Source organism: Luteimonas sp. e5 (genome assembly GCF_054031035.1).
This window is the reverse complement of sequence record NZ_JBSTRX010000001.1, coordinates 843793-867002: the sequence shown is the minus strand read 5'-3', so window position 1 is coordinate 867002 and position 23210 is coordinate 843793. Positions and strand designations below refer to the sequence as shown.

The following is a 23210-nucleotide window of genomic DNA, read 5'->3' as shown; positions in this document are numbered from 1 at the left end:
AGAGCAAGTTTAATCGACCGGGTATCATTCACGAATGGCCGTCACCCTTGCTCCCGCTGCGCTCGAGCGCGTCCGCCACTACCTTGCTGCCGAACCGGACAAGGCCGGCCTGCGCTTCGGCGTGAAACGCACCGGCTGTTCGGGCTGGGGCTATGTCATCGGCTTGGCCGACGACACCGATGAAGGCGACAGCGTGTTCGAGCAGGACGGCGTGCGCGTACTGGTCGATGCCGACAGCCTGTCGCTGGTGGACGGCACCGAGATCGACTTCATCAAGCAGGGCCTCGGCGAGCAGTTCGTGTTCCGCAACCCCAACGTCAAGGGCGAGTGCGGCTGCGGCGAAAGCTTCACCACCGATCCCGAACACGCGGACTGAGCCACCAAAGCGGCAGGACTTCCGGCACAGGCCGGCAGCGGCGCCCAGCGCCGACACTGACCACTGCCCCAATTGCGGAGTGCGGTGATGTCGCGTCGTCTTCTGTCGGGCCTGCGCCTGCCGGCCATGATCCTGTTGCTGGCCACGGCCGGCACGGCCTTGGCGCAAGCCGCCAATCCGGAACGAACCGAACAAACCCGGCGTTTGCATGCGTTCTTCGATGCGCAGTGGGAGCGCGGCCTTGCCGAACGCCCGGAGCGCGCCAGCCTCAATGGTGACCGCCGCTTCAACGACCGCTGGAGCGACCTCAGCGCCGAGGCCATCGCCGCACGCCATCAGGCCAACCAGCAGGCATTGACCGAGCTGGACGCGATCGACCGCGATGCGCTGTCGGCCGCCGACAAGCTCAATTACGACGTGATGCAGTGGCAACTGCAGCGCAGCATCCAGCGGCATCGTTTCGGCGAGCACCTGCAGCCGGTCAGCCATCGCGGCGGGCCGCAGACCCTGGGCCAGATCGCCGAAAGCCTGCAATTCCGGGAGCTTCGCGATTACCAGGACTGGCTGGCGCGGATGCGCGCGGTGCCCACGCGGCTTGAGCAGACCACCGCGCTGATGCGCCAGGGCATGGCCAACGGCCACGTGCCGCCACGGGTGTTGATGCAGCGGGTGCCGGCGCAGCTGGCGCTGCAGGTGGTCGATGATCCGGAGCAAAGCCAGTTCTACCGACCCTTCCAGCGCATGCCCGAATCGATCCCCGCCGCCCAGCAGCAACGCCTGCAGGCCGAGGCGCGGCAGCTCATCGCAGAGTCGATCGTGCCCGCCTACCGCCGCTTCGCCGCATTCTTCAACGACGAATACCTGCCCGCCACCCGTACCGGCACCGCCGCGGCCGAGCTGCCCGAGGGCAAGGCCTATTACGACTTCCTCGCCGAAACCTTCACCACCACCGATCTGGACGCCGAGCAGATCCACCAGATCGGCCTGCGTGAAGTGGCGCGGATTCGCGCGGAGATGGAAAAGATCCGCGAGGAAGTCGGCTTCCAGGGGGATCTGGCGGCGTTCTTCGAACACCTGCGCACCGATCCGAAGTTCTTCCACGACAGTCCCGAAGACCTGCTGCAGGCGTATCTGGCGATTTCCAAGCGGATCGACCCGGAAGTGGTCAAGATCGCCCGCACCCTGCCGCGCATGCCCTACGGCGTGCGCCCGATTCCGGACAACATCGCCCCGGACACCACCACCGCCTACTACCAGTCGCCGGCGCTGGATGGCAGCCGCGCCGGCTTCTATTACGTCAACCTGTACCGGCCCGAGGTGCGGCCGAGCTGGGAAATGATGGCGCTGAGCCTGCACGAGGCGGTGCCCGGCCACCACTTCCAGATCGCCCGCGCGCAGGAGCTGGGCGATCTGCCGAAGTTCCGCCGCATCGGCGGCTTCACCGCCTATGTCGAAGGATGGGGCCTGTACGCCGAGCGTCTGGGCTACGACATGGGCCTGTACGACGATCCCTACGACCGCATGGGCCAGCTGGCCTACGACATGTGGCGCGCGGTGCGGCTGGTGGTGGATACCGGCCTGCATGCCAAGGGCTGGAGCCGGCAGCAGGCGATCGATTTCTTCATGGCCAATGCGCCCAAGACCGAGGCCGACATCACCAACGAGATCGACCGCTACATCGGCAACCCGGGGCAGGCGCTGGCCTACAAGATCGGCCAGCTGAAGATTTCCGAGCTGCGCCAGCGTGCCGAGCAGGCGCTGGGCGAGCGCTTCGACATCCGCGACTTCAACGACGCGGTGCTCGAAACCGGCGCCGTGCCGCTGCAGGTGCTGGAGGCGCATATCGACGCGTGGATTGCCGCGCGTCGAGGCTGAGCCCGCGCCCTGCGCTTGCGGCGCGATCCCCGGCAGGGCATAATTTCCGGCTCCCTGCCGTCCGGTGGGGAGTGCTTGCTCCACGGCGCCGCCTGCGGTGTCCGGGGGCTGTCGGGCCAGGCAATCCCGCCGGGTCGATATCCACAAGGAAAATCCGATGCGTCATTATGAAGTCGTGTTCCTGGTCCACCCGGACCAGAGCGAACAGGTGCCGGGCATGCTCGAGCGCTACCAGGGCCTGATCGAAAATGCCGGTGGCAAGCTGCACCGGGTCGAGGATTGGGGCCGTCGCATGCTGGCCTATCCGATCAATGATCTGGTCAAGGCCCACTACGCCATGTTCAACATGGAGTGCGGCCAGGCCGCGCTGGACGAGCTGGTCGACAGCTTCCGTTTCAACGATGCGATCCTGCGCCACCTGATCATCAAGCGTGACGAGGCGGTCACCGAACAGTCCCTGATCATGAAGAACAAGGACGAGAAGGGCGACAAGCCCGAGCGCAGCGAGCGCCGCCGCCGCGATGACGACGAGTCCGCCGAAGACGCGTCCAGCGACACCACCGACAACGACGCCGGCGACGACAACGCCGAAGCCGCCTGAGGAGCCGCCCCATGTCCAAGTTCTTCCGTCGTCGCAAGTTCTGCAAGTTCACCGCCGAGGGCGTGACCGAGATCGATTACAAGGATCTCAACACCCTGCGCCAGTACATCACCGAGACCGGCAAGATCGTGCCCAGCCGCATCACCGGCACCAAGTCGCGCTACCAGCGCCAGCTGGCGACCGCGGTCAAGCGCGCGCGCTACCTCGCGCTGCTGCCGTACACCGACAACCACGACATCTGATTGCGTCGCTGGCCGGGCGTGGCGCTTCCGCCACGCCTCGCCGGTCATGCAGTCCGCGTCGCGGATCCGATTCCCCGTCCATCCGGACAACTCATCAGCTGCGGGTCCGCCCGCTAACGGAGACACACCATGAAACTGATCCTGCTGCAGAAAGTGCAGAACCTCGGCGGCCTCGGCGACACCGTGACGGTGAAGCCCGGCTACGGTCGCAACTATCTGGTGCCGCAGGGCAAGGCGGTGCCGGCCACCGCCGCCAACCTGGCCGAGTTCGAAGCGCGCCGCGCCGAGTACGAAGCCAAGGCCAAGGCGCTGCATGACGAGGCCGAGGCCCGTCGCGCCAAGCTCGAAGGCGCCAGCGTGACCATCCGCGCGCACGCCTCGGGCGAAGGCAAGCTGTACGGCTCGGTCAGCCCGCGCGACATCGCCGAGGCGTTCACCGCCGCCGGCTTCCCGCTCAACAAGAGCGAGGTGGTGATGGGCGAAGGCCCGCTGCGCAACACCGGCGAGTTCGAGGTGATGGCGCACCTGGCCGCGGAAGTGGAAACCCCGCTCAAGGTGATCATCGAAGCCGAACAGCCCTGATCACGCCGGCGCGGCTTGCCGCGCCCGCCATGGCTGCTGCACGGGCGTCCTTCGGGGCGCCCGTGTCGTTTTCGCGGCCAGTGCGCATTCAGCCGCGTCGCAGGCGGTGAGACGCGCCCGCGGCAGAGTTGTCCACAGGCAATCCCCAGGCTATGCCATCGCGGCTCCACAGGCCGAGGCCGTAGCATGGAACTCGTCCGCCATTCGCGCGCATTGCGCACCCCGCCAAAGGAGGCCACCCGACGATGTCGAGCATCCCCGCCGATTTCCCCGCCCATGCCCGCAGCGCGGAGCGTTTCGGCGACAGCCGGGTGCAGCAGTTGCGCCTGCCGCCGCAGTCGGTGGAGGCCGAACAGGCGGTGCTGGGTGGCCTGATGCTGGCACCGGATGCGTTCGACCTGGTTTCCGACATCGTCAATGAAGGCGATTTCTATCGCCACGACCACCAGCTGATCTTCCGCGCGATCCGTGAACTGGCCGAGCGCAACCGGCCGTTCGATGCGGTGACCCTGGGCGAGTGGTTCGAGTCGCAGGGCAAAGCCGACGAGGTCGCCGGCGGCGCCTATCTGATCGAGCTCGCCAGCACCACGCCCTCGGCCGCCAACATCCGTGCCTATGCCGAGATCGTGCGCGACAAGGCGGTGATGCGGCAGTTGATCGACGTCGGCACCGGCATCGTCAACGATGCCTTCCAGCCCGAGGGGCGCAGTTCCGGCGAATTGCTGCAGAAGGCGGAGAAGGAGGTGTTCGCGATCGCCGAAGCCGGCGCGCGCGGGCGTCAGGACTTCGTCGCCGTGACCGAGGCGATGCGCGAGGCGGTGGCGGTGCTGCAGGATCGCTTCGATGCCGGCGGCACCATCACCGGCCTGCCCACCGGCTACACCGAGTTCGACGAGATGACCGCCGGTCTGCAGCCGACGGATCTGCTGATCCTCGCCGCGCGCCCGTCGATGGGCAAGACCACGCTGGCGGTCAACATGGCCGAATACGCCGCGCTGAAGTCGAAGAAGGCGGTGGCGGTGTTCTCCATGGAAATGTCGGCCAGCCAGCTGGCGCTGCGCCTGATTTCCTCGGTCGGTCGGGTCAATGCCGGGCGCCTGCGCACCGGCCAGCTGGAGGAGGAGGACTGGAGCCGGGTGTCGAGCGCGGTGCGCATGCTGCGCGACGTCAAGATCTTCATCGACGACACGCCGGCGCTCTCGCCCGACGCGCTGCGCTCCAAGTCGCGCCGGCTCAAGCGCGAGCACGACCTTGGCCTCATCGTGATCGACTATCTGCAGCTGATGCAGGTGCCCGGCAACAACGAGAACCGCGCTACCGAGATTTCCGAAATCTCGCGCTCGCTCAAGGCGCTGGCCAAGGAGCTCAACGTGCCGGTGATCGCGCTCTCGCAGCTCAACCGCTCGCTGGAAACGCGCACCGACAAGCGTCCGGTGATGGCCGACCTGCGTGAATCCGGCGCCATCGAGCAGGACGCCGACGTGATCGTGTTCATCTACCGCGACGAGTACTACAACAAGGAGAACTCGCCGGACAAAGGCTTGGCCGAAATCATCATCGGCAAGCAGCGCAACGGCCCCACCGGCAGCTTCAAGCTGAAGTTCTTCGGCGAGTACACCCGCTTCGACAACCTCGCCAATGACAGCCTGGGCAGCTTCGAGTAGCCGCAGGCTGCCCGCGGCGACGTAGAATCGCTGCCGATGACCCGTTCCGCCTGCCTGCGCCCCTCGCATATCGAAGTCGACCTGGATGCCTTCGCCGGCAACCTGGCGGCAATCCGTGCGCATGCCGGCGTGCCGGTGATGGCCATCGTCAAGGCCAATGCCTACGGCCACGGCCTGGTGCCGATGGCCTGGCAGGCGGTGCTGAGCGGCGCCGCGCAATTGGGTGTTGCGTTCGTCGAAGAGGGCGTGGCACTGCGCCAGGCCGGCATCCGCATTCCGATCCTGGTGCTGGGCGGCTTGTTTTCCGACCAGCTGGTGCGCTACTTCGCCAACGACCTCGAAATCACCGTGCCCTCGCTGGACAAGCTGCGCCTGGTGGTGGCTGCGGCCGAAGCGCATGGCAGGCGCGCGGTGGTGCACCTGAAGATCGACACCGGCATGCAGCGCCTGGGCGTGGACAGCGCGCAGGCCGGTGCGCTGATCGAAGCCGCCTGCGCCTCGCCCTGGATCGAGGTCAAGGGCGTGTTCTCGCACCTGGCCTGCGCCGATGAGCCGGATGCACCAATGACCGCGCAGCAGGTGGAGCGCTTCCACCAGGCCTGTGCGCATTTCGAGCGCATCGGTGCACCGATGCCGATCCGGCACCTGGCGAACTCGGCCGGGGTGGTCAACTTCCCTGACACCTGGCTCGACATGGTGCGGCCGGGCATCCTGCTTTATGGCGTGTCGCCGGGCCCGGCGACGCCGCCGTTGCCGGGCGTGCGTCCGGTGCTGTCGCTGAAATCGCGGGTGGTGTTCTTCAAGGTCATTCCCGCCGGGGCCACGGTCAGCTATGGCGCGACCTGGCGCGCCGAACGCGAAACCCGCATCGTCACCGTGCCGATCGGTTATGGCGATGGCTGGTCGCGTGCGCTGTCATCGCGCGGCGAAGTGCTGATCGGCGGACGACGCCATCGCATCGCCGGGCGCGTGTGCATGGACCAGTTCATGGTCGACATCGGCGAAGGCAGTGCCTGGGACGAGGACGAAGTGGTGCTGATCGGCCAACAGGGCGATGACGCCATCCGCGCCGAGGAGGTGGCCGGGCTGGCCGGCACCATCGGCTACGAATTGCTGGTCGGCTTGAGCGCACGCCTGCCGCGGCGTTACATCGGCGGCAGCGCCATCACGCCGCGGTGATTTCCACCGCCGTCGACTGAACGTGGATTCACCCATTCATCTTTCCTGCACCCGTGCGCCGCCAAACTTGGCAGCGTGTCTTCCCCATCACGGAGCAAACAGATGAATCCCGGACTCAAGATCGGCCTTTCCGCAGCCATCGCCGGCGCCATGCTGGCCGGCTGCGCCACCTACACCGGCCAGACCACCGACCCGAATGATCCCAACCGCACCCGTCAGGGCGCGCTGATCGGTGCCGGCATCGGCGCGGTGGCCGGCCTGCTCGCCGGCAAGGACGCCACCGATCGCCGGCAGAAGGCGATGGTGGGCGCCGGCATCGGCGGGCTTGCCGGCGCCGGCATCGGTGCCTACCAGGATCGCCAGGAGGCCGAACTGCGCCGCCAGACCGCCGGCACCGGCGTGGAAGTGGAGCGCGAGGGCGACATCATCAAGCTCAACCTGCCTGATGGCGTGACCTTCGACTTCAACCGTACCGAGGTCAAGCCGCAGTTCTACCCGGCACTCAACAACATCGCCGCGACCATCCGCCAGTACGACCAGACCATCGTCGAGATCAACGGTCATACCGACAACAAGGGCACGCTGGCGGTGAATCAGCGCATCTCCGAGGAGCGTGCGCGCTCGGTCGGCGCCTACCTGCAGGGGCAGGGCGTGCAGGCGGTGCGCATGGAAATGCACGGCTACAACTACCAGTACCCGGTGGCCAGCAATGACACCGAGCAGGGCCGTGCGCTCAACCGCCGCGTGGAGATCCGCCTGATCCCGCTGCGCGCCGAGGGCTGATCCCCGGCCAGCCTGCACTGCTGCGTCAGGCATGCACACGACAAGGGCCGCATATGCGGCCCTTGTTGATTCCGTCAGGTGAGCGAACCGATGGATATCGAGGCCGGAATGGGCGGATGCGGACGCGGCGGCGATGCCCGGCAAAGCCGCATCGGAACACGTGCGGATACGGCTCAATCGTGCGCGTGCCACAGTTCGTGGCTGTCGACCAGCACACGCAGGCGGGCTTCCTCGGCAGCGATGCGCGCCTGCGTCTCGGCCAGCGCAATCGCGGCACGCGTGCGCTCGGCCAGCAGCCAATCCGCCAGTGCGAGTTCGCCCAGTTGCCAGCCGCGATGGATGCGCTGGCTGGCGCGGGTGCTGGCTTCCAGTGCCTCACGTTGTGCCTGCCAATGCGCACGACTGACCTCGGCCTGATGCACCGCGAGCTCGGCTTCCTGGCGTGTCTGGCGCACGATTCCCAACGCCTCGGCATGCAATGCGGCGGCATTGGCCGCTTCGGCATCGGCCAAGGCGGCGCGATGGCGTCCACCCAATGGCAGTTCCACCACCAGGCCGAGCGCCTTTTCCACGCCATCGCGATCACTGATCCAGCGCAGGCCGAAGCTGGGATCGGCGCGGCGCTCGGCCCGCGCGCGCGCGGCGAGGGCGTCGGCCTGCCGTGCATCCGCCCGGGCCGCACCGATTTCGTGGCTGCGCCCTTCGATCAGCCCGATCCACTCCTGTGCCGTGCCCGGCAGCGCTTGCGGTTCGGGCAATGGCGGTGGCGTCTGCGGCAACGGCAGCTCGGGAAAGTCGCGGGCAAGTGCGGCGCGTGCATTCACGGCGGCGCCTTGCGCGGACACGGTGGCAGCCTGTGCCTGCGCCAGCTCCACGTCCAGCAATTCCAGATCCTTGAGCGCGGCATCACCCAGTTGCACGCGCCGCTGCATGGCCTGGCGTTCGCGCGCGTAGGAATCGCCCTGCAGGCGTGCGGCATCGGCCTCGCCGGCAGCACGCAACCAGTCCATCCAGCGCTGCAGCAACAGGCGCGCGGCGGCATGGCGTGCATCGTCGAGCCGCAATTGCGCGGCTTCGATGCCGTGCATGCCGATTTCCCGATCCAGCGCCGCCTTGCCCGGCAAGCGCAGGCCGCGATTGATCTGCATCTCGTATTCGCGGTACCGCTGCGCAAAGCCGGCTTCGTCCATGCGCCGCTGCTGCGCGATGCCCTGCAGCCGCCATTCGTGCGGCCCGGCCTCGCGCGCCGCGGCCTGCGCCTGCGCCAGCTGCAGCCGGCTGCGCGCGGCGGCGACCTGCGGTTGGGCGTTGATCGCGCGCTCCACCGCCTCCGCTGGCGGCAGCCACGCGTCGGCCCGTGCGAAGGGCGTGGCCAGCATCAAGGCCAGCGCGAGCATGCCTGCGCGGATCATCCCATCCTCCCCATTTCAAGCACCGGCTCGGTCCACCAGTGCAGTTCGCGCGAGTCGACCCCGGTGGCGAGCACGTCCAGCACCGCCTGCTTGAGTTCGAGCGGAACCAGCATCCAGATCAGTCGCCGCTCGACCCGGCCGCGTACCTGTTCCCCTGCCGAAGCCAGGGCGAAATCACTGCTGTGGCCCTCGGCCCTGAGCAGGGTGAAGCCGGGCATGCGCGGATCGCTGCTCAGCGCCTCGCATACCGTGGTTTCCAGATGCGCCGGAAAGGACAGATTGATGCGCAGCCAGTCGCTCATTGCCGTGCTCTCCGCGCGGATGGCGCCACGCCCCAGCGCCGGTACAGCAGCGGCATCAGCAGCAGGGTCAGGGCGGTGGCAGTGACCAGCCCGCCGATCACCACGGTAGCCAGCGGGCGCTGGATTTCCGAGCCCGGCCCGCTGGCGAGCAGCAAGGGCAGCAGGCCGAGTGCGGCGATGCTTGCGGTCATCAGCACCGGGCGCATGCGCGCGTGGGCGCCGGCACGCACCACCTGTTCGATGTCCAGCCCCTGGTCATGCAACTGGTTGAACCGGGTGACCAGCACCAGACCGTTGAGCAGGGCGATGCCGAGCAGGGCGATGAAGCCGACCGAGGCCGGCACCGACAGGTACTGCCCGGACAGCCACAGCGCGATGGTGCCGCCGACCAGTGCGAACGGGATGTTGCACAGGATCAGCAGCGCCTGGCGCAGCGAGCCGAAGGTCATGAACAGGACGATGAAGATCAGCGCCAGCGCCACCGGCACCACCAGCGCGAGGCGTGCGGCGGCGCGTTGCTGGTTCTCGAACTGGCCACCCCATTGCAGGCGATAACCGGCTGGCAACGCGATCTCGCGCTCGATCACCTCGCGTGCTTCGGCGACGAAGCCGACCAGATCACGCCCCTCGACATTGGCCTGGATCAGCGCATGACGTGCGCCGTTCTCGCGATCCACCTTGACCGGGCCCTGGCCCGGCTGCAGGCGGGCGATGCTGGCCAGCGGCACCGAACCCCCGTCTGCAAGCGGAATGGAAATGCGCGCGAAGCGCTCCGCGGACAGGCGGATGGCCTCGCCGCCACGCACCAGGATCGGCGTGCGCCGCTCGGCCTCGATCACCAGCCCGGCCTCGATGCCTTCCAGCTGCGCGCGCAACTCGTCCTGCACCTCGGCCACCGACAGGCCATGGCGTCCGGCGGCGACCGCGTTGATGCGTACCTGCAGGTAATCCACGCCTTCCGCGGTCTGCGTCAGCACGTCCTGCGCGCCGTCGATGGCCTCCACGCGCTCGGCGATGCGTTGCGCCAGATCACCCAGTTGCTGCAGGTCGGGGCCGAACAGCTTGATCGCCAGGTCGCCGCGGCTGCCGGTGAGCATTTCATCCACGCGCATCTCGATCGGCTGGGTGAAGCCGTAGTCCAGGCCGGGGAACTGCTGCAGCACCGTGCGCAGTTCGGCCACCAGCCATTCCTTGTCCGCGCGCCGCCATTCGCGCTTGGGCTTGAGCTTGAGGAACATGTCGCTCTCGTTCAGCCCCATCGGATCGAGGCCAAGTTCGTCGGAGCCGACCCGCGACACGATGTGTTCGACTTCCGGCACCTCGCGCAGGATCGCGCGTTCCACCGCCAGATCCGATTGCAGCGATTGATCCAGTGAAATGGAGGGGGATTTCATCAGCTGGATCAGCACGTCGCCCTCGTCCATGGTCGGCATGAAGCTCTTGCCGACGCCGAGGTAGGCGGTGAACCCGAGCACCAGCACGATGCCGGCCGCGACCAGCGCGGTACGCGGGCGGGCCAGCGTGTGTTCCAGCAGCGGCCGGTAGCGCTTGCCGATCTGGCGCAGCAGCCATGGCTCGCCGTGGCTCGACTCCTTCAGCAAATAGGAGCTCGCCACCGGCACGAAGGTCAGCGACAACAGCAGGGACGCGCCAAGTGCGAACACCATGGTCAGCGCCACCGGCGAAAACAGCTTGCCTTCCAGCCCTTCGAGGGTGAGCAGGGGGAGGAAGGTGAGGGCGATGATCAGCATGCCCGAGGCGACCGGGGTCGCCACTTCGCGGGTGGCGGCATAGATCCGGTGCAGGCGCGGCATCTGTGCGCCGGGGGCTTCGGGGTCGAGCCGGGTGACGGCGTTTTCCACCACCACCACCGCGGCATCGACCAGCAGGCCGATGGCGATGGCGAGCCCGCCCAGGCTCATCAGGTTCGCGCTCTGCCCACTGATGCGCATCATCAGGAACGTGGCCAGCACCGCGAACGGCAGCATCAGCGCGACCACCAGCGCCGCGCGCACCTCGCCGAGGAACAGCAGCAACAGCAGCAGCACCAGCACGGTGGCTTCCAGCAGCGCATTGCGCACTGTGCCCACCGCGCGCTCGATCAACTGGCTGCGGTTGTAGAACGGCTCGATGCGCACCCCGGGAGGCAGCGTGGTGGCCAGTTCCTGCAGACGCGCCTCGACCTCGTGCACCAGCCGCGCCGCGTCGGCGCCGCGCAGCGCGACCACGATGCCCTGCACGGCCTCGCCTTCACCGTCGCGACTGACCGCGCCATAGCGGGTCAGGCCTTCGGTGCGCACTTCGGCGACATCGCGGACGCGCAGCGGTGGCATGCCCGGACGGATCACCACCTCGCCGATGTCCGCGGCGGTCGCCAGCGCGCCCTCGACGCGCACGATCAATGCGGATTCGCCGCTGCGCAGGCGGCCGGCACCGTCGTTGCGGTTGTTGCGTTCCAGGGCTTCGGCAAGGTCGTGCAATTGCAGGCCGTTGACGGCCAGGCGCGCGCGGTCGGGGATCACCACCAGGCTGCGCACGTGACCGCCAAGCACGTTGACGTCGGCCACCCCGGGCACGGTGCGCAGTGCCGGGCGCAGGGTCCAGTCGAGCAGGGTGCGGCGTTCGGTCAGGTCCAGGCCGCCGCCTTCGATGGTGAACATGAAGACGTCCGAAAGCGGAGTCGAGATCGGCGCCAGGCCGCCACTGACGCCCTCGGGCAGGTCGGGCATCACCGCGGCGAAGCGCTCGCCGACCTGCTGCCGCGCCCAGTAGATGTCGGTGCCTTCGCTGAAATCCAGGGTGATGTCGGCGATGGCGTATTTGGCGGTGGAGCGCAGCATCACCGCATTCGGCACCCCGAGCAGTTCCATCTCCAGGGGTGCGATCACCCGCGCCTCGACTTCCTCCGGCGTCATGCCCGGCGCCTTGAGGATCATCTTGACCTGGGCCGGGGAAATCTCCGGGTAGGCATCCACCGGCAGGCGGTTGAAGGCGAGCAGGCCGGCGCCGGCGATGCCGATGCTGGCCAGCAGCACCAGCAGGCGCTGGCGCAGGGAAAACTCGATCAGGCGAGCCAGCATCGCTTACTCCACCGGCGGCAGCAGCGTGCGCAGGATGCTGGTGCCGCTGTCCACCACGCGTGTGCCGGCCTGCAGCCCGGGGCCGCGCACCACCGCGTTGTCGGCATCACCGCCGAGGTGCTCGACGCGCACCGCTCGCAGCGCCTCGCCGTCATCAAGGTAGAGCACGCCGTGCCCGTCCTGATTGACCAGTGCGCTGGCCGGCACCGCCACCGCGTCGGCTGGCGCCGGCAGGTGCAGGGTCAGTTCGAACTGCTGCCCGGCGATCAGGCTGGCGTCCTCGCTGCGCGCACGCACGCGCAGGGTCTGGCTGAGAGTGTCGGTGTCGGCGCCCACCGCCACCACCTCGCCGCGCGCACCATCGGGCAATTCGATGGCGAGCCCGGGGCGCAGTTGTGCACGCAGCGCCAACGGCACGTCGAAGCGGATATCCACCGCTTCGCCCTCGACGATCATGAACACCGGCGCCAGCGCGTCCAGTGCCTGCCCGGTGCTGGCCTGGCGGCGCAGGACGCGTCCGCTGCGCGGAGCCAGCAGGTCGAATTCACCCGGTGCACCACCCGGCGCCCGGCGCAGTTGCGACAGCAGGGCCGTGGCCTCGCCCAGACTGGCGCTGGCCGTCGCCGCGCGCGCCGCGCTTTCCTCCTGGCGCGCGCGCGGGATCAACCCCTCGCTCACCAGTTGCCGGTCGCGTCGTGCCTGTTGCTGCGCCGCGCCGGCTTCGGCACGCGCACGCGCCAGCTCGCCCTGCACCGCGATCAGCTCGCGGCTTTGCAAGCGCAGCAACGGCTGGCCACGACGTACCTGCTGGCCTTCATCCACCCACAGGCGGGTGACCACGGCGGGGTAGGGCACGCTGACCTGGCTGCTGGCATCCAGCGGCGCCACCGCTTCGGCGGGCAGGCCGACCAGCGGGATCACCCCGGTGGCCTGCGCTTCGACGCTGCGGATACCCAGTGCACGACGTTGCCCGGCATCCAGCCGCAGGCGTCCCTCGGCATCGGCCACCGGGGTGGGCTCGGCTGTAGTTTCCTCACCACCGTTGCCGCGCAGGAACCACCACGCGGCCAATGCCAAGACCACGGCCGCGAGGCCGCTGATGATGACGGGCTTGGCTCGAATGCTGGACATGCGGATCCTGTGCGCTCCGTGGCGGTATGAACCCATTCTGCCCTGCCAGCCTTGGGGCTGGCTTAAGCCGCGGTTGCAGCGGCATTACAAGGGCACGAATGGCCCCAGCCGCGCATGCAGGCGCTCGTTCGCCAGTTCAAAGCGCAAGTGCAGCCCGAGGGCGTCGGCCAGGGCCAGCGACAGCGCGAGACCGAGACCGGCATGGCGGGCATCGGCATCTTCGCCGCCGGCGCGCCAGTAGCGTTCGCCCAAGCGTGCCACATCGTCATCACGCAGTTGCCCGGCGTGGTTGATGATCTCCAGCCAGACCCCGTCCGCGGCCGTGTCGATGCCGACCTCGATGGGCGTCTCGCGCGGGCTGTATTCGCAGGCGTTGTGCAGCAGGTTGGCGGCGATGCGCTCGAGCATGGCGATGTCCGAATGCACCCACAATGCATCGGGCAACGCGAAGCGGAAGCGTGTTTCGAGCGCGAAGCCCTCGACCTGGGCCAGGCTCATCGCCTGCTGTCGTACAAGTGCCACCAGATCCAGCGGATCGGGCTCGGGGGCGATCTGTCCGGACTCATGGCGTGCCAATGCCAGCAGCGCATGGATGCCGCGCTCCATGCGTGAATTGGCGGCCAATACTGTTTCCAGCCCCGTGCGCAAGGCCGCCGGGTCATCGGCCTGCAAAGCGGATTCCGCGCTCGCGCGCACCTCGCTGACCGGAGTGCGCAACTCGTGGGCGACGTTGCGCGAGAAACGGCGCTCGCGCTCGGCCGCATCCAGCAAACGTTGCAGGGCCTGGCTCACTGCACGCGCATAGGGCTGCAGTTCCAGCGGCAGGTGCGCGGTCGGTGGCGTGGCGTGTGCATCGGGCTGCAGTTGCAACAGGCGCTGGCGCTCGATGCGCATGCGTGCGAACACCTGGCGCAACAGCCACAGGCACAGCAGCACGGCCAGCACGATGGTGAGCAGGATGCCGCCGGCGAGCACGCCGTGCATCACGCGCTCGGTGCGGTCCCAGCTTTCACGCTCGGTGGCCATCACCAGCCAGCCCTCGAACTCGCCCTGCAGGCGCAATGCCACCGCGCGCCCGCGGTGGCCATCGGGCAGGCGCGTGTCATGCAGATCGGGTGAGGCGCCGCCGGGCGGCAAGGGCAATGCGCCGGCCTCGCTGTTGGCGGAGGCCAGGCGCAGGCGGCCATGCCGGTCGTAGAGCGCGAAGAACTCGGTATGCCCGGCCAGGTCATAGGCCGGGAGCAGGGCACGCACGTGCTCATGGTCATGCTCGGCCAACTGCTCGGCAAAAGCCTGGGCGCGTGCCAGCAGGAACTGATCCAGACGCTCGTACATCGCGCGATCCACCAGCACGTCGAGCAGGACGAACAGCGCGCCGAGCAACAGGCCAATGCCGAGCGTCAGGCGCCAGGCCAGGCGCCGCTGCATCGACCAGGCACGGGTGGGCGACTCAGTCGATGACATAGCCGAACCCGCGCCGGGTCTGGATGACATCGTTCGCGCCGGCAGCAGCCAGCTTGCTGCGCAGGGTGCTGACGATGACCTCGACCACCTTGTCCGAAGCCTCGCTTTCGCTGTGGTACAGGCGCGCGAAGATCTGCGGCCGCGACAGCACGCGGCCACGTTCACGCAGCAGCAGTTCGAGCAGGGCGTATTCCTTCGGCGTCAGCATCAGGTCGCGACCCTGCCACAGTGCACGGCGCGCATGCAGATCCACCACCAGTTCGCCATGCTCCAGCCGTGCATCGCCCGAGTCATGCGGACGCCGCGCCAGTGCGCGCAGGCGGGCCAGCAACTCGCTGAGCGCGAACGGCTTGACCAGATAATCGTCGGCGCCGGCATCCAGCGCACTGACGCGATCCTCCACCTGATCGCGGGCCGAGAGCATCAGCACGCGGGCATGTCCGCCGTTGCGGCGCAGCTCGCGCAGCAGATCGATGCCGTCGCGACGCGGCAGCATCCAGTCCAGCACCACCAGGTCATAGTCGTGGTCACGCAGGAACGCGGCGGCATGCAGGCCGTCGGCGGCATGGTCGCAGCTGTAGCCCTCGCGGCTCAGGCTGGCCTTGAGCGCATCGGCCAGTACCGGCGAGTCCTCGACGATCAACAGGCGCATGCCACGCACTCCGTGCTTGCCGCGCAGTCAGCGGCACCGCACAGTGTAGGCAGGAAGGCTTTGCCCAGGCTTGGGATCGCCCGTGCAGCCGGGGCGTGGATGAACGCAGGGCATCGGCCATGCCCGCGCCTGCGCCACGGCGCGCATCAGCGCCTATACTGGGCGCGTCGGATGACAACGAGATTCCCGGGGGTGCACTGGCTTCGACGGGGGTAGCGAAATCGTCTGGCGCATGCCGAGGGGGCAGCTTTCCTCGTTAATCCAGCGGCAAAAACCATAGTTGCCAACGACGACAACTACGCTCTGGCCGCTTAAGGCCTAGCCCCGAAAGCGCTTGTGCCCGTGCTCGCGCCGTAGGGTCATCATCACGGGATCGGCCGTGGCGGCGACCCGCCAACCGCGGCTCAAATCAAGCGGGTGTGTCCTGCGGTGTGCTTCGCACGTCGTGTTGCCGCAGGCCGAGAACGAACGGCGAGCTAAGCATGTAGTGCCGGGCATGGAGCGCCTTCGGACGGCGGTTCGACTCCGCCCACCTCCACCATAATGTGAAATCCCAACCCTTATCCGGTTGGGATTTTTTTTGCCCGTTCCCCCCGTGTTGGCGCGGTTTCGCGCCTCGGCCTCTTGAGCACGTCCCTCCGGAAGTCGCCGTTCCAGGCGCGCTTTCCGTCGTTTTTCTCTCTCTGTTCTCTGCTGCCCTCTTGAGCATTCAAGGCCTGATGTCGAGTGTTGGCGCGGGTTTGCGGGCCATTGGTTTGCTTCTTCGCTTGCTCGGGAGCGCGCGACCGAGACAGCGAAAGGCCCAAAAAAACCGCCTTGCGGCGGCGTGTCGCTGCGCACGGACGTCAGCGCGAGCCTGCCACCAGCGCCTCGCGTTGCGCCTGCCAGGACGCCGACAACTTGCCGCGCAGCAACTGGCTGACGCCCACCTCGAGGCGTCCCAGGGCGATGGCTTCGATCAGGTCGGGGGCCAGTTGCGCCAGTCGGCTCATCTTGCTGGCTTGACCGAGGTCGATGCCTTCGGCCGCTGCGATCTCGGTCATCGAACTGAACCGTCCTTCGTCCAGCAGGCGCTGCCAGTGGTGCGCGAGGCCGAGCGCCCGCATCAGGGACGTGTCCTGCGCCATCTCGCGCACCTGCCGCTCACGGCGGGCCTCGTCCAGGAACTCCTGCGGCGCGTCCAGCGGCGTGATGACCTGCTTCTTCAAACCCCTGCGCACCAACGTCCAGGGCAGGAAGGTTTCCATCTGCACGCCGCCAGCAGGCAGCGGCGTCTGATACGTCACTGGGTCGCCCTTGGCGTGGCCGCGATGCTTCTTGCTCACACATCCTCCTCAAAACTGGCCATGAGCTGGCGCTGGGCCTGCCAGTCGACCATCAGGCGGTTTCGCTGAAACCACATCAGCGTCAACCGCCGTGGCTGCTTGCCCGCCATGAACTGCTCGATGATGTCCGGGGCCAGCAGGGTCAGGCGCAGCAGTTCGTTGACTACCGAGTGGTGCAGCTTTTCGGCGCGAGCGATAGCCGACCCGCTCTGCATCGCGCCGGTGTCCAGCAGGTGCTGCCAGTAGAAGGCCCGTGCCACACCGTCGAGCAGGGTCACGTCGTGGACGCTGCGCTCGTCGGCAGCCACGCGTTGGACGCCTCGGCGGCGAAACGTCAGGGGCACAAAGGTTTCCATCGACTCGTCCATCAGGCTTCGACCTCCAGCAGTTCAGCACCAATGCTGTCCGGGGCGAACTCCGCGATGAGCGCGTTCCAACCTACGTCACGCCACTTCACCTTGATCCCCTGCACCTCGCCCGCGTGGACGAGGTCGATGCGCTCGATCATCAGATTGGCGATGCGGTGGCGCTCGACCGGGAACAGCTGATCCCACACGTTGTTGAGGCGTCCCATCGCCATCACGGTGGTGGCCTCGTCGATCTGGGCCCCGTTGCGTTGGATGTGCCGCACCACCGACGCCACCGTTTCCGGGCTGGTCAGCACCGTTCGGATCTGGGCCACCACCGCCCCCTCGATCTCCGGCGCGGGCAGGCGCTCGTAGCCTTTGCCCGGCGCGCCGAACCGCGCTTCCGACTTGGACACGTAGTAGTGGTACTTGCGCCCGTTCTTGCGCGAGTAGGTCGGGTACATCCGCTCGCCCGATGGCGCGTATAGCAGGCCGCGCAGCAAGGCGTCGGTGCGCGACCTGATCTTGGTTTCGACCGACCGGGTGTGACCGTCCTTGGCCAGCACCTCGTGAACCCGCCCCCACAGACCGGGATCGATGATGGCTTGATGCACGCCGGGGTACCAGCTGCCCTTGTGCGACAACTCCCCGAGGTAGATGCGGTTGCGCAGCAGCTTGTGCAGGTACTTCTTGTCGATGCGCGTGCCCGCCCGCGTCTGGCCGTCCTGCGTCGTCCACGCCTTGGTCGTGATGCCATCCAGCGTCAGGTTGGCGGCAATCTGGGTGGGCGAGCCGATGGTCAGCATCTCCTCGAAGATGCGCCGCACCACCGCAGCCTCGGTTTCGTTGATGACCAGCAGGCGGTTCTCGACGTCGTAGCCCAGGGGTGGTACGCCGCCCATCCACATCCCTTTGCGTTTGCTGGCGGCGATCTTGTCGCGGATGCGCTCGCCGGTGACCTCGCGCTCGAACTGGGCGAAGGACAGCAGCACGTTGAGCATCAGCCGTCCCATTGACGTGGTGGTGTTGAACTGCTGCGTGACCGACACAAACGACACGCCGTGGCGCTCGAACACCTCGACCATCTTGGAGAAGTCGGCGAGGCTGCGCGTCAGGCGGTCGATCTTGTAGACCACCACTATGTCGATCTGGCCGCGCTCGATGTCCGCCATCAGGCGTTTCAGCCCGGGTCGATCCGTGTTGCCGCCGGAGAAGCCGGGGTCGTCGTAGTCGTCGGCCACCGGAATCCAGCCCTCGGCGCGCTGGCTGGCGACGTAGGCGTGGCCAGCCTCCTTCTGGGCATCGATGGAGTTGAACTCCTGGTCAAGGCGCTCGTCCGACGACACCCGGCAGTAGACCGCGCAGCGCTTGCGTGCCTTGGGCGAGGCAATCTGTGCAGCGTCGCTCATTGCGCACCTGCCTTGCCGGTCAGGCCGAAGAACAGCGGGCCCGACCAGTGCGTGCCGGTGATCTGGCGGGCCACGGCGGTCAGGCTCTTGAACGTGCTGCCCTCGTACTCGAACAGGCCGTCGGCGGTCACCGCCACCTTGTGCTCGCGGTCGCCCCATTCGCGCAGCAGCACGGTGCCGGGCGCGAAGTTGATGTCGCGCGGACGGGCCCGCAGCTTGATCTTGGAGTGCTTGGCACCGATGGCCTCCAGTCGCTGGCGGGTGTTGTGTGCCAGACCGCCGAAGACCTCCTCCTGCATCTTGTAGGCGATCCGCGACTCGATGAAGGCGCGGTTGGGGTTGATGGGGCGGCTGCTGAAGTACCGATCCCACACCGGCCACAGCTCGGCGATGGGCAGACTGGACAGCGCCGCGATCTGCGCGGCGACGGATGCTTGTTTCTCGTTCATCACAACTTCTCCTGTGGATAGGGGGTTGGATGAACGCGCTGGTCGGGCAGGAAGCCAAGGCCAACTTCTCTCTGTTTTGGCGCTTCTGCGACGACGGTGCGGACGATGGCGGCCGCAAGGATGGCGGTAATTTCGCCAGCACGGGCGCTGGCGGACATCTCCGAGGGAGATGCGAGTTCGAGGTTCTTCATGACGGCTCCGGGGAATAGCAACCGTCAGGGATAGTGAGCCTCATCTTCCGAAGCGGATGGCAACGTAGGGCAATTCCGTTGCGTTCCACATTTCGCAAGACTTTCTTGCGCACAGGCGTTAGCAAGAGTAGAATGACGTTTTCCGGAGGTGCCAACCCATGCTCGACAAGACCTCGCACAAGCTGATCGGCTTCCGCGTGAAGGCGGCGCGCGAGGCCAAGGGCTGGACGCAGGATCAGCTCACCGAAGGCCTCGGCCTGAACGACCGCCAGTCGGTTTCCGACATCGAAAACGGAAAGCGCATGCTGCGGGCGGAGGAGATGCTCGCCCTGACCGATCTGCTGGATCGGGACATCGAGTTCTTCATCGACCCCTTCGCCGTCGCGGGCGAGGCGCAATTCAACTGGCGAGCCGATCCCGGCGTGTCGGAGGACAGCCTGGACGGCTTCGAACTGAAGGCTGGCCAATGGATCGGGCTGCTGCGCTGGCTGCGCGAACAGCGCGACAGCCGGGCCAGCGTGCTCAAGCGCGCCCTGCGCCTGTCCACCCAGTCGTCCTACGAGGATGCGCAGGAGCGCGCGGAAAGCCTGGCAGCAGAGCTCGACCTGGGCGTCATTCCTGCCGAGACCCTGATCGACAAGGTCGAGCGCGAACTGGACATTCCGGTGCTGTTCGTGGACACGGTCGAGACTGCAGACGGCAAGTCGATCTCCGGTGCGACCTGCCATCTGGAGGAGATGGGCGTCATCCTCATCAACCGCAACGAAAGCGAGGCTCGGCGCTTCTTCGATCTCGCCCACGAACTTTTCCACGCGCTGACGTGGGATGCGATGAAGCCCGAGCATCGGGAGTCGAACTCCTTCGAGGAGCGCACCAAGGGCAAACGCGTCGAGCAGCTAGCCAACAGCTTCGCGGCTGCGCTGCTGATGCCGCGTGCCTCGCTCGACAAACTCATCGACAAGGAACGCGTCAACGACATCGCGCATCTGTGCGAGGTCGCGGCCTTGCTGCGGGTCGCGCCCGTGGCGCTGGCGTGGCGGCTGTTCAACCTCAAGCTCATCGGTGACGACACTCGGCAAAGCCTCTCTCAAGAGAAGCAGCGGCCCTCCGTGTCCGGGCCACCCAAGCGGTTCTCTGCGTCCTTCGTGAAGATGCTTCACGAGGCGCTGGAGAACGGACGGCTTTCGGCGCGCAAGGCCGCCAAAGCCATCGGCATTGGCCTTGGCGGACTGACCGAACTGTTCGGCCAGTACGACCTGCCCGCTCCGTTCGAGCTTTGAGGTGAATACCGTATGCCTCAAGTGCGCGTATTCGCTGACACGAACGTCATCCTCGAAGCATTTCGCTCACGGTGCTGGACAGCCATCACAACGCACTTCGCCGTCGAAACGGTCGAGAAATGCGTCGAGGAAACGCTGACCGGCGACCCCACCGATCCTCGCCATGTGGCGGTTGCGCCCGCTGAACTGCACGCGGGCCTCACCGCCCGGTATCCCGTCACTCGCAAGGAACTGGCCGCGTTGGTCACCAGCCAGCCTGGCTGCATGACGCTGGACGACGGCGAAAAACACCTGTTCGCGTGGCTGCATGCCAGCAAGCTCCTGCCCAGCAACGTCATCGTCGTGACCACTGCCGACAAGGCGGCCCTGGTGGCATCGAATGGACTGGGCTGGCTCAACAGCATGACCTCGCTGGAAGACCTCGCCCGAAAGGCTGGCGTCGGTCGCGTCAACCTCGACGCCTTGGCCTTGCAGTACCGCGAGGACTGGCTGTCCAGCATCAAGACCAAGATCATGTTGGGAATCATCCCGTGAATGTCGAGCCGCGCTGACGGTGCCGACGCAAGGGAGGCCACTCAGCATCAATCCAAGGAGCATCGAGTGGCCCAGAAGTCTCACAAGAACAACAAGCACATCGCCGAACTGATCGAATCGGCAACCGTCACCGCGCTCCAGCTTCTGGCGCAGGTCGACAAGTTCGCCATGCTCGGCGGCATCGATGCGTCTCTGCCTGATGATCAGGCGCGCGCGGCGCTGCGCGAGCACATCCTCAAGATCAGGCGCGAGGACATCACCATTGCCGATCAGGAGGCCGTGCGACTTCTCCAGCTCGTCCGATTCCGTACCGAGGAGATGCTGGAGCACGCCTATCGGGAACTGGAGTTCGAGCAGCACGCGGAGATCGCCACCTTCGACAAGTCGGCGGATGCGATGACCCGGCTGATCTGGTTGCACGTCAAGGCGTCGCGCGTTTTCGACCAGATCGAGACCATCTACCTGACCCACCATTTCCACGGGCACAAGAAGTTCCTGGGGTTCACGGTGCGCGATGGCGACGGGCGTGACTTCCAGTGGACGCCGGAAGTCGAGAAGAAGCTGCACGAAGGCGTGGGCGAAATCCTCGAGCTGGACGACGAGGCCAAGCAGAACTGCGAGCTGATTCACTTCGAGATGGACGAAGGCGATGCGGACGCCAAGCGACGCATGCACTATCTGGTCGTCTATCACCCCGGGAAGATGAAGCTGCTGCGGCAGATGAAGGATCGTCGCCGTGATCTCCTAGTCTTCACACCCGCACTGGAAGCGACGCTGGTGTACGACCCGGCAGCGAACAAGGTGCATGTGCTCTCGGACAAGCGCGGCACGGCGCAACGCCTCGCGGATCGCTTCGTCGCCGTCGGCTTCGACAAACCGCTCTCGAAGCAGCCCGTCGGGGCCATCAGCTACGAGCTGGGTATGTTCAAGAGCTCGGTCAACCTGCGCACCGCAACCGCCAAGGGTGCGGTGATCCTGGACGCATGGATTTCGTCGATCACCGTGACCCTCGGGCATACACGGCACAGCGTCACTTTTGCGATGGCGAACAGCGACAGCGTCTGGAGCGTGTCCGACAGGCATTTCGGCGACCACAACCCCTTGTCCAGCTGCCGTTCCGTGATCGAGGTGAAGCTCTCGTTCTCGATCCGTTTCGACGGCGAGCAGGATTCGCGCGCGCTGGACATCACGGTCGATCACCGGGGCTCGTGCAATCTGCTGAATCTGCCTGATCCACGCCTGCGCCAATGCGGTGAAGACATCCTGACTTCGCTGGGCGTGATGAAGCGAGTCGAACCGGCGAAGGTCGGTGCCGACCTTGCTCTGTTCCGAGCCGAGATGAAGTTGCTCGATCTTGCGGGCCACGAGGCGGATGGACACCTGCTGACAGCGCTTGGTCTGACCGCCACCGATCTGGTGAGCAAGGGTCTGCTCAAGCAGAAGGCTCCGGGCGACTACATCACCGTCCCCGTTGAGGATGCCGACGGCCAGCAGGGGTTCCGCCGACTGAAGGTCATGTTCAACAGCACCAGCACATCGGCAGTTGATGACGTCACCGGCGAACGCTTCGACCTGGCTGAAGGCGACCTTTGCCGATACGACATCAGCAAGGGCTACCTGCGTGAGCGTCTCGACGAGCTGCTCCGTCCCCAACTGGTCGACATGCCGTTGACCGTGGACGAAGAGGAGCCCTATGTGCTCGGCAACTACCGGTTGGGCGATCAGCGCATTCCGGTCGCGCTGGTGTCCCGGCTGTGGGAGCCCAAGCACGCAGACAAACTCGACACAAAGCTGCGGCAGTCGAATCTCGGCCTCACCATCGTGTTGTCGACGACGGCGGGCCAGCCGCGCCGCTACCTTGGGCCCGGCATCGTTGTCTCACTGGACGCGCTCGCCAAGGACGTCAACGGGAAGGTGTCGATTGATCTCGCGCCGGTCGATGCTGAGATTCGTCGTCGGCAATCCGAAGCGTCCGTGATCGACACGCCGCGTTTGATCAAGGACGACGCACGCAGCGGCACGCTGCACGGGCCGTGGCCCGATCCGTGGACGCTGACCAAGAAGGAGTGGCTCGATGTGGTCGAGGTGTTCGTCAATGGCTGGACATCCGGGCGGCGCAAGTGGTCAAAGGCTCAGATCGAGTCTGCGTCGGGCGTTTCATTTCGCACGATGGCCGAACTGTTCCGAGGCGCACCGGAATGGCAGACGTATTTCCGTGGCGCAGATGGCAATGCCAAACCCCGAGTTTGGGAACTGAACATCGGCACGCCCGACTATCTGGGCTCCTCGCAAGCCACTGGCGACCAGCCAGCGGAATCCGAAATGGCTTGAG

The 23210-nt window shown here is 66.6% G+C and carries 22 protein-coding genes and 1 other RNA gene; 12 read left to right on the top strand and 11 right to left on the bottom strand.

Going from position 1 to position 23210, the window contains the following annotated elements; translation table 11 throughout:
* Window positions 1–34 precede the first annotated feature (34 nt).
* From ACW11F_RS04090 to ACW11F_RS04055, 8 genes are all read left to right on the top strand, one after another.
* Window positions 35–376 (top strand): HesB/IscA family protein, encoded by a 342-nt coding sequence (locus ACW11F_RS04090; protein ID WP_456995595.1) that lies wholly within the window; start codon window positions 35–37, stop codon window positions 374–376.
* A gap of 87 nt (window positions 377–463) precedes the next feature.
* A complete protein-coding gene (locus ACW11F_RS04085) occupies window positions 464–2251 on the top strand; it encodes a DUF885 domain-containing protein (protein WP_456995594.1) in 1788 nt (595 codons plus the stop codon).
* Window positions 2252–2408: 157 nt separating this feature from the next.
* Complete coding sequence (gene rpsF, locus ACW11F_RS04080; protein WP_456995593.1) at window positions 2409–2852, top strand: 30S ribosomal protein S6; 444 nt, start codon at window positions 2409–2411, stop codon at window positions 2850–2852.
* An 11-nt stretch (window positions 2853–2863) separates the two neighbouring features.
* A complete protein-coding gene (rpsR, locus tag ACW11F_RS04075; protein ID WP_456995592.1) occupies window positions 2864–3094 on the top strand; it encodes a 30S ribosomal protein S18 in 231 nt (76 codons plus the stop codon).
* A gap of 129 nt (window positions 3095–3223) precedes the next feature.
* Window positions 3224–3676, top strand: coding sequence for a 50S ribosomal protein L9 (gene rplI, locus ACW11F_RS04070; protein ID WP_456995591.1), 453 nt, complete (start codon window positions 3224–3226; stop codon window positions 3674–3676).
* A 245-nt stretch (window positions 3677–3921) separates the two neighbouring features.
* A complete protein-coding gene (locus ACW11F_RS04065) occupies window positions 3922–5340 on the top strand; it encodes a replicative DNA helicase (RefSeq protein ID WP_456995590.1) in 1419 nt (472 codons plus the stop codon).
* 36 nt (window positions 5341–5376) lie between these two features.
* Window positions 5377–6519, top strand: coding sequence for an alanine racemase (gene alr / locus ACW11F_RS04060; protein ID WP_456995589.1), 1143 nt, complete (start codon window positions 5377–5379; stop codon window positions 6517–6519).
* Window positions 6520–6621: 102 nt separating this feature from the next.
* On the top strand, window positions 6622–7302 hold the full coding sequence (locus ACW11F_RS04055; protein ID WP_456995588.1) for an OmpA family protein: 681 nt from the start codon (window positions 6622–6624) through the stop codon (window positions 7300–7302).
* 173 nt (window positions 7303–7475) lie between these two features.
* Here ACW11F_RS04055 and ACW11F_RS04050 read toward each other — a convergent pair whose 3' ends face one another.
* From ACW11F_RS04050 to ACW11F_RS04025, 6 genes are all read right to left on the bottom strand, one after another.
* Complete coding sequence (locus tag ACW11F_RS04050) at window positions 7476–8714, bottom strand: TolC family protein (RefSeq protein ID WP_456995587.1); 1239 nt, start codon at window positions 8712–8714, stop codon at window positions 7476–7478.
* Window positions 8711–9016, bottom strand: coding sequence for a DUF3240 family protein (locus ACW11F_RS04045; protein WP_456995586.1), 306 nt, complete (start codon window positions 9014–9016; stop codon window positions 8711–8713). The genes ACW11F_RS04050 and ACW11F_RS04045 overlap by 4 nt, the downstream gene beginning before the upstream one ends.
* Complete coding sequence (locus ACW11F_RS04040; protein ID WP_456995585.1) at window positions 9013–12096, bottom strand: efflux RND transporter permease subunit; 3084 nt, start codon at window positions 12094–12096, stop codon at window positions 9013–9015. The genes ACW11F_RS04045 and ACW11F_RS04040 overlap by 4 nt, the downstream gene beginning before the upstream one ends.
* A gap of 3 nt (window positions 12097–12099) precedes the next feature.
* Window positions 12100–13227 carry an efflux RND transporter periplasmic adaptor subunit gene (locus ACW11F_RS04035; RefSeq protein WP_456995584.1) on the bottom strand — a complete coding sequence of 376 codons (1128 nt, stop codon included), beginning with the start codon at window positions 13225–13227 and terminating at the stop codon, window positions 12100–12102.
* Between the two features lie 84 nt (window positions 13228–13311).
* Window positions 13312–14691, bottom strand: coding sequence for a sensor histidine kinase (locus tag ACW11F_RS04030; protein WP_456995583.1), 1380 nt, complete (start codon window positions 14689–14691; stop codon window positions 13312–13314).
* Window positions 14678–15343 carry a response regulator transcription factor gene (locus tag ACW11F_RS04025; RefSeq protein ID WP_456995582.1) on the bottom strand — a complete coding sequence of 222 codons (666 nt, stop codon included), beginning with the start codon at window positions 15341–15343 and terminating at the stop codon, window positions 14678–14680. The genes ACW11F_RS04030 and ACW11F_RS04025 overlap by 14 nt, the downstream gene beginning before the upstream one ends.
* 188 nt (window positions 15344–15531) lie before the next feature.
* Here ACW11F_RS04025 and ssrA point away from each other — a divergent pair.
* Window positions 15532–15884, top strand: a transfer-messenger RNA (tmRNA) gene (gene ssrA / locus ACW11F_RS04020).
* Window positions 15885–16188: 304 nt separating this feature from the next.
* On the opposite strand, the gene ACW11F_RS04015 is transcribed toward ssrA, so the two are convergent.
* Genes ACW11F_RS04015 through ACW11F_RS03995 form a run of 5 tightly spaced genes read right to left on the bottom strand, consistent with a single transcriptional unit; the run spans window position 16189 to window position 19064 of the window.
* On the bottom strand, window positions 16189–16668 hold the full coding sequence (locus tag ACW11F_RS04015; RefSeq protein ID WP_120966959.1) for a LacI family transcriptional regulator: 480 nt from the start codon (window positions 16666–16668) through the stop codon (window positions 16189–16191).
* Window positions 16665–17036, bottom strand: coding sequence for a site-specific recombinase resolvase (locus ACW11F_RS04010; RefSeq protein ID WP_120966960.1), 372 nt, complete (start codon window positions 17034–17036; stop codon window positions 16665–16667). The genes ACW11F_RS04015 and ACW11F_RS04010 overlap by 4 nt, the downstream gene beginning before the upstream one ends.
* Window positions 17036–18424, bottom strand: coding sequence for a recombinase family protein (locus ACW11F_RS04005; RefSeq protein ID WP_120966961.1), 1389 nt, complete (start codon window positions 18422–18424; stop codon window positions 17036–17038). Before ACW11F_RS04005 ends, ACW11F_RS04010 begins: the two co-directional genes overlap by 1 nt.
* Window positions 18421–18873, bottom strand: coding sequence for a DUF2924 domain-containing protein (locus ACW11F_RS04000; protein WP_039731096.1), 453 nt, complete (start codon window positions 18871–18873; stop codon window positions 18421–18423). Before ACW11F_RS04000 ends, ACW11F_RS04005 begins: the two co-directional genes overlap by 4 nt.
* Window positions 18873–19064 (bottom strand): hypothetical protein, encoded by a 192-nt coding sequence (locus tag ACW11F_RS03995; RefSeq protein ID WP_120966962.1) that lies wholly within the window; start codon window positions 19062–19064, stop codon window positions 18873–18875. The genes ACW11F_RS04000 and ACW11F_RS03995 overlap by 1 nt, the downstream gene beginning before the upstream one ends.
* 158 nt (window positions 19065–19222) lie before the next feature.
* On the opposite strand from ACW11F_RS03995, the gene ACW11F_RS03990 reads away from it, so the two are divergent.
* The 3 genes from ACW11F_RS03990 to ACW11F_RS03980 all read left to right on the top strand — a co-directional run bounded on the left by ACW11F_RS03990 (window position 19223) and on the right by ACW11F_RS03980 (window position 23209).
* Complete coding sequence (locus ACW11F_RS03990; protein WP_120966963.1) at window positions 19223–20344, top strand: XRE family transcriptional regulator; 1122 nt, start codon at window positions 19223–19225, stop codon at window positions 20342–20344.
* A 12-nt stretch (window positions 20345–20356) separates the two neighbouring features.
* Complete coding sequence (locus tag ACW11F_RS03985) at window positions 20357–20878, top strand: hypothetical protein (protein ID WP_120966964.1); 522 nt, start codon at window positions 20357–20359, stop codon at window positions 20876–20878.
* 66 nt (window positions 20879–20944) lie between these two features.
* Window positions 20945–23209: a hypothetical protein gene (locus ACW11F_RS03980; RefSeq protein ID WP_162989499.1), complete on the top strand. Its 2265-nt coding sequence runs from the start codon at window positions 20945–20947 to the stop codon at window positions 23207–23209.
* Window position 23210: the final 1 nt, after the last annotated feature.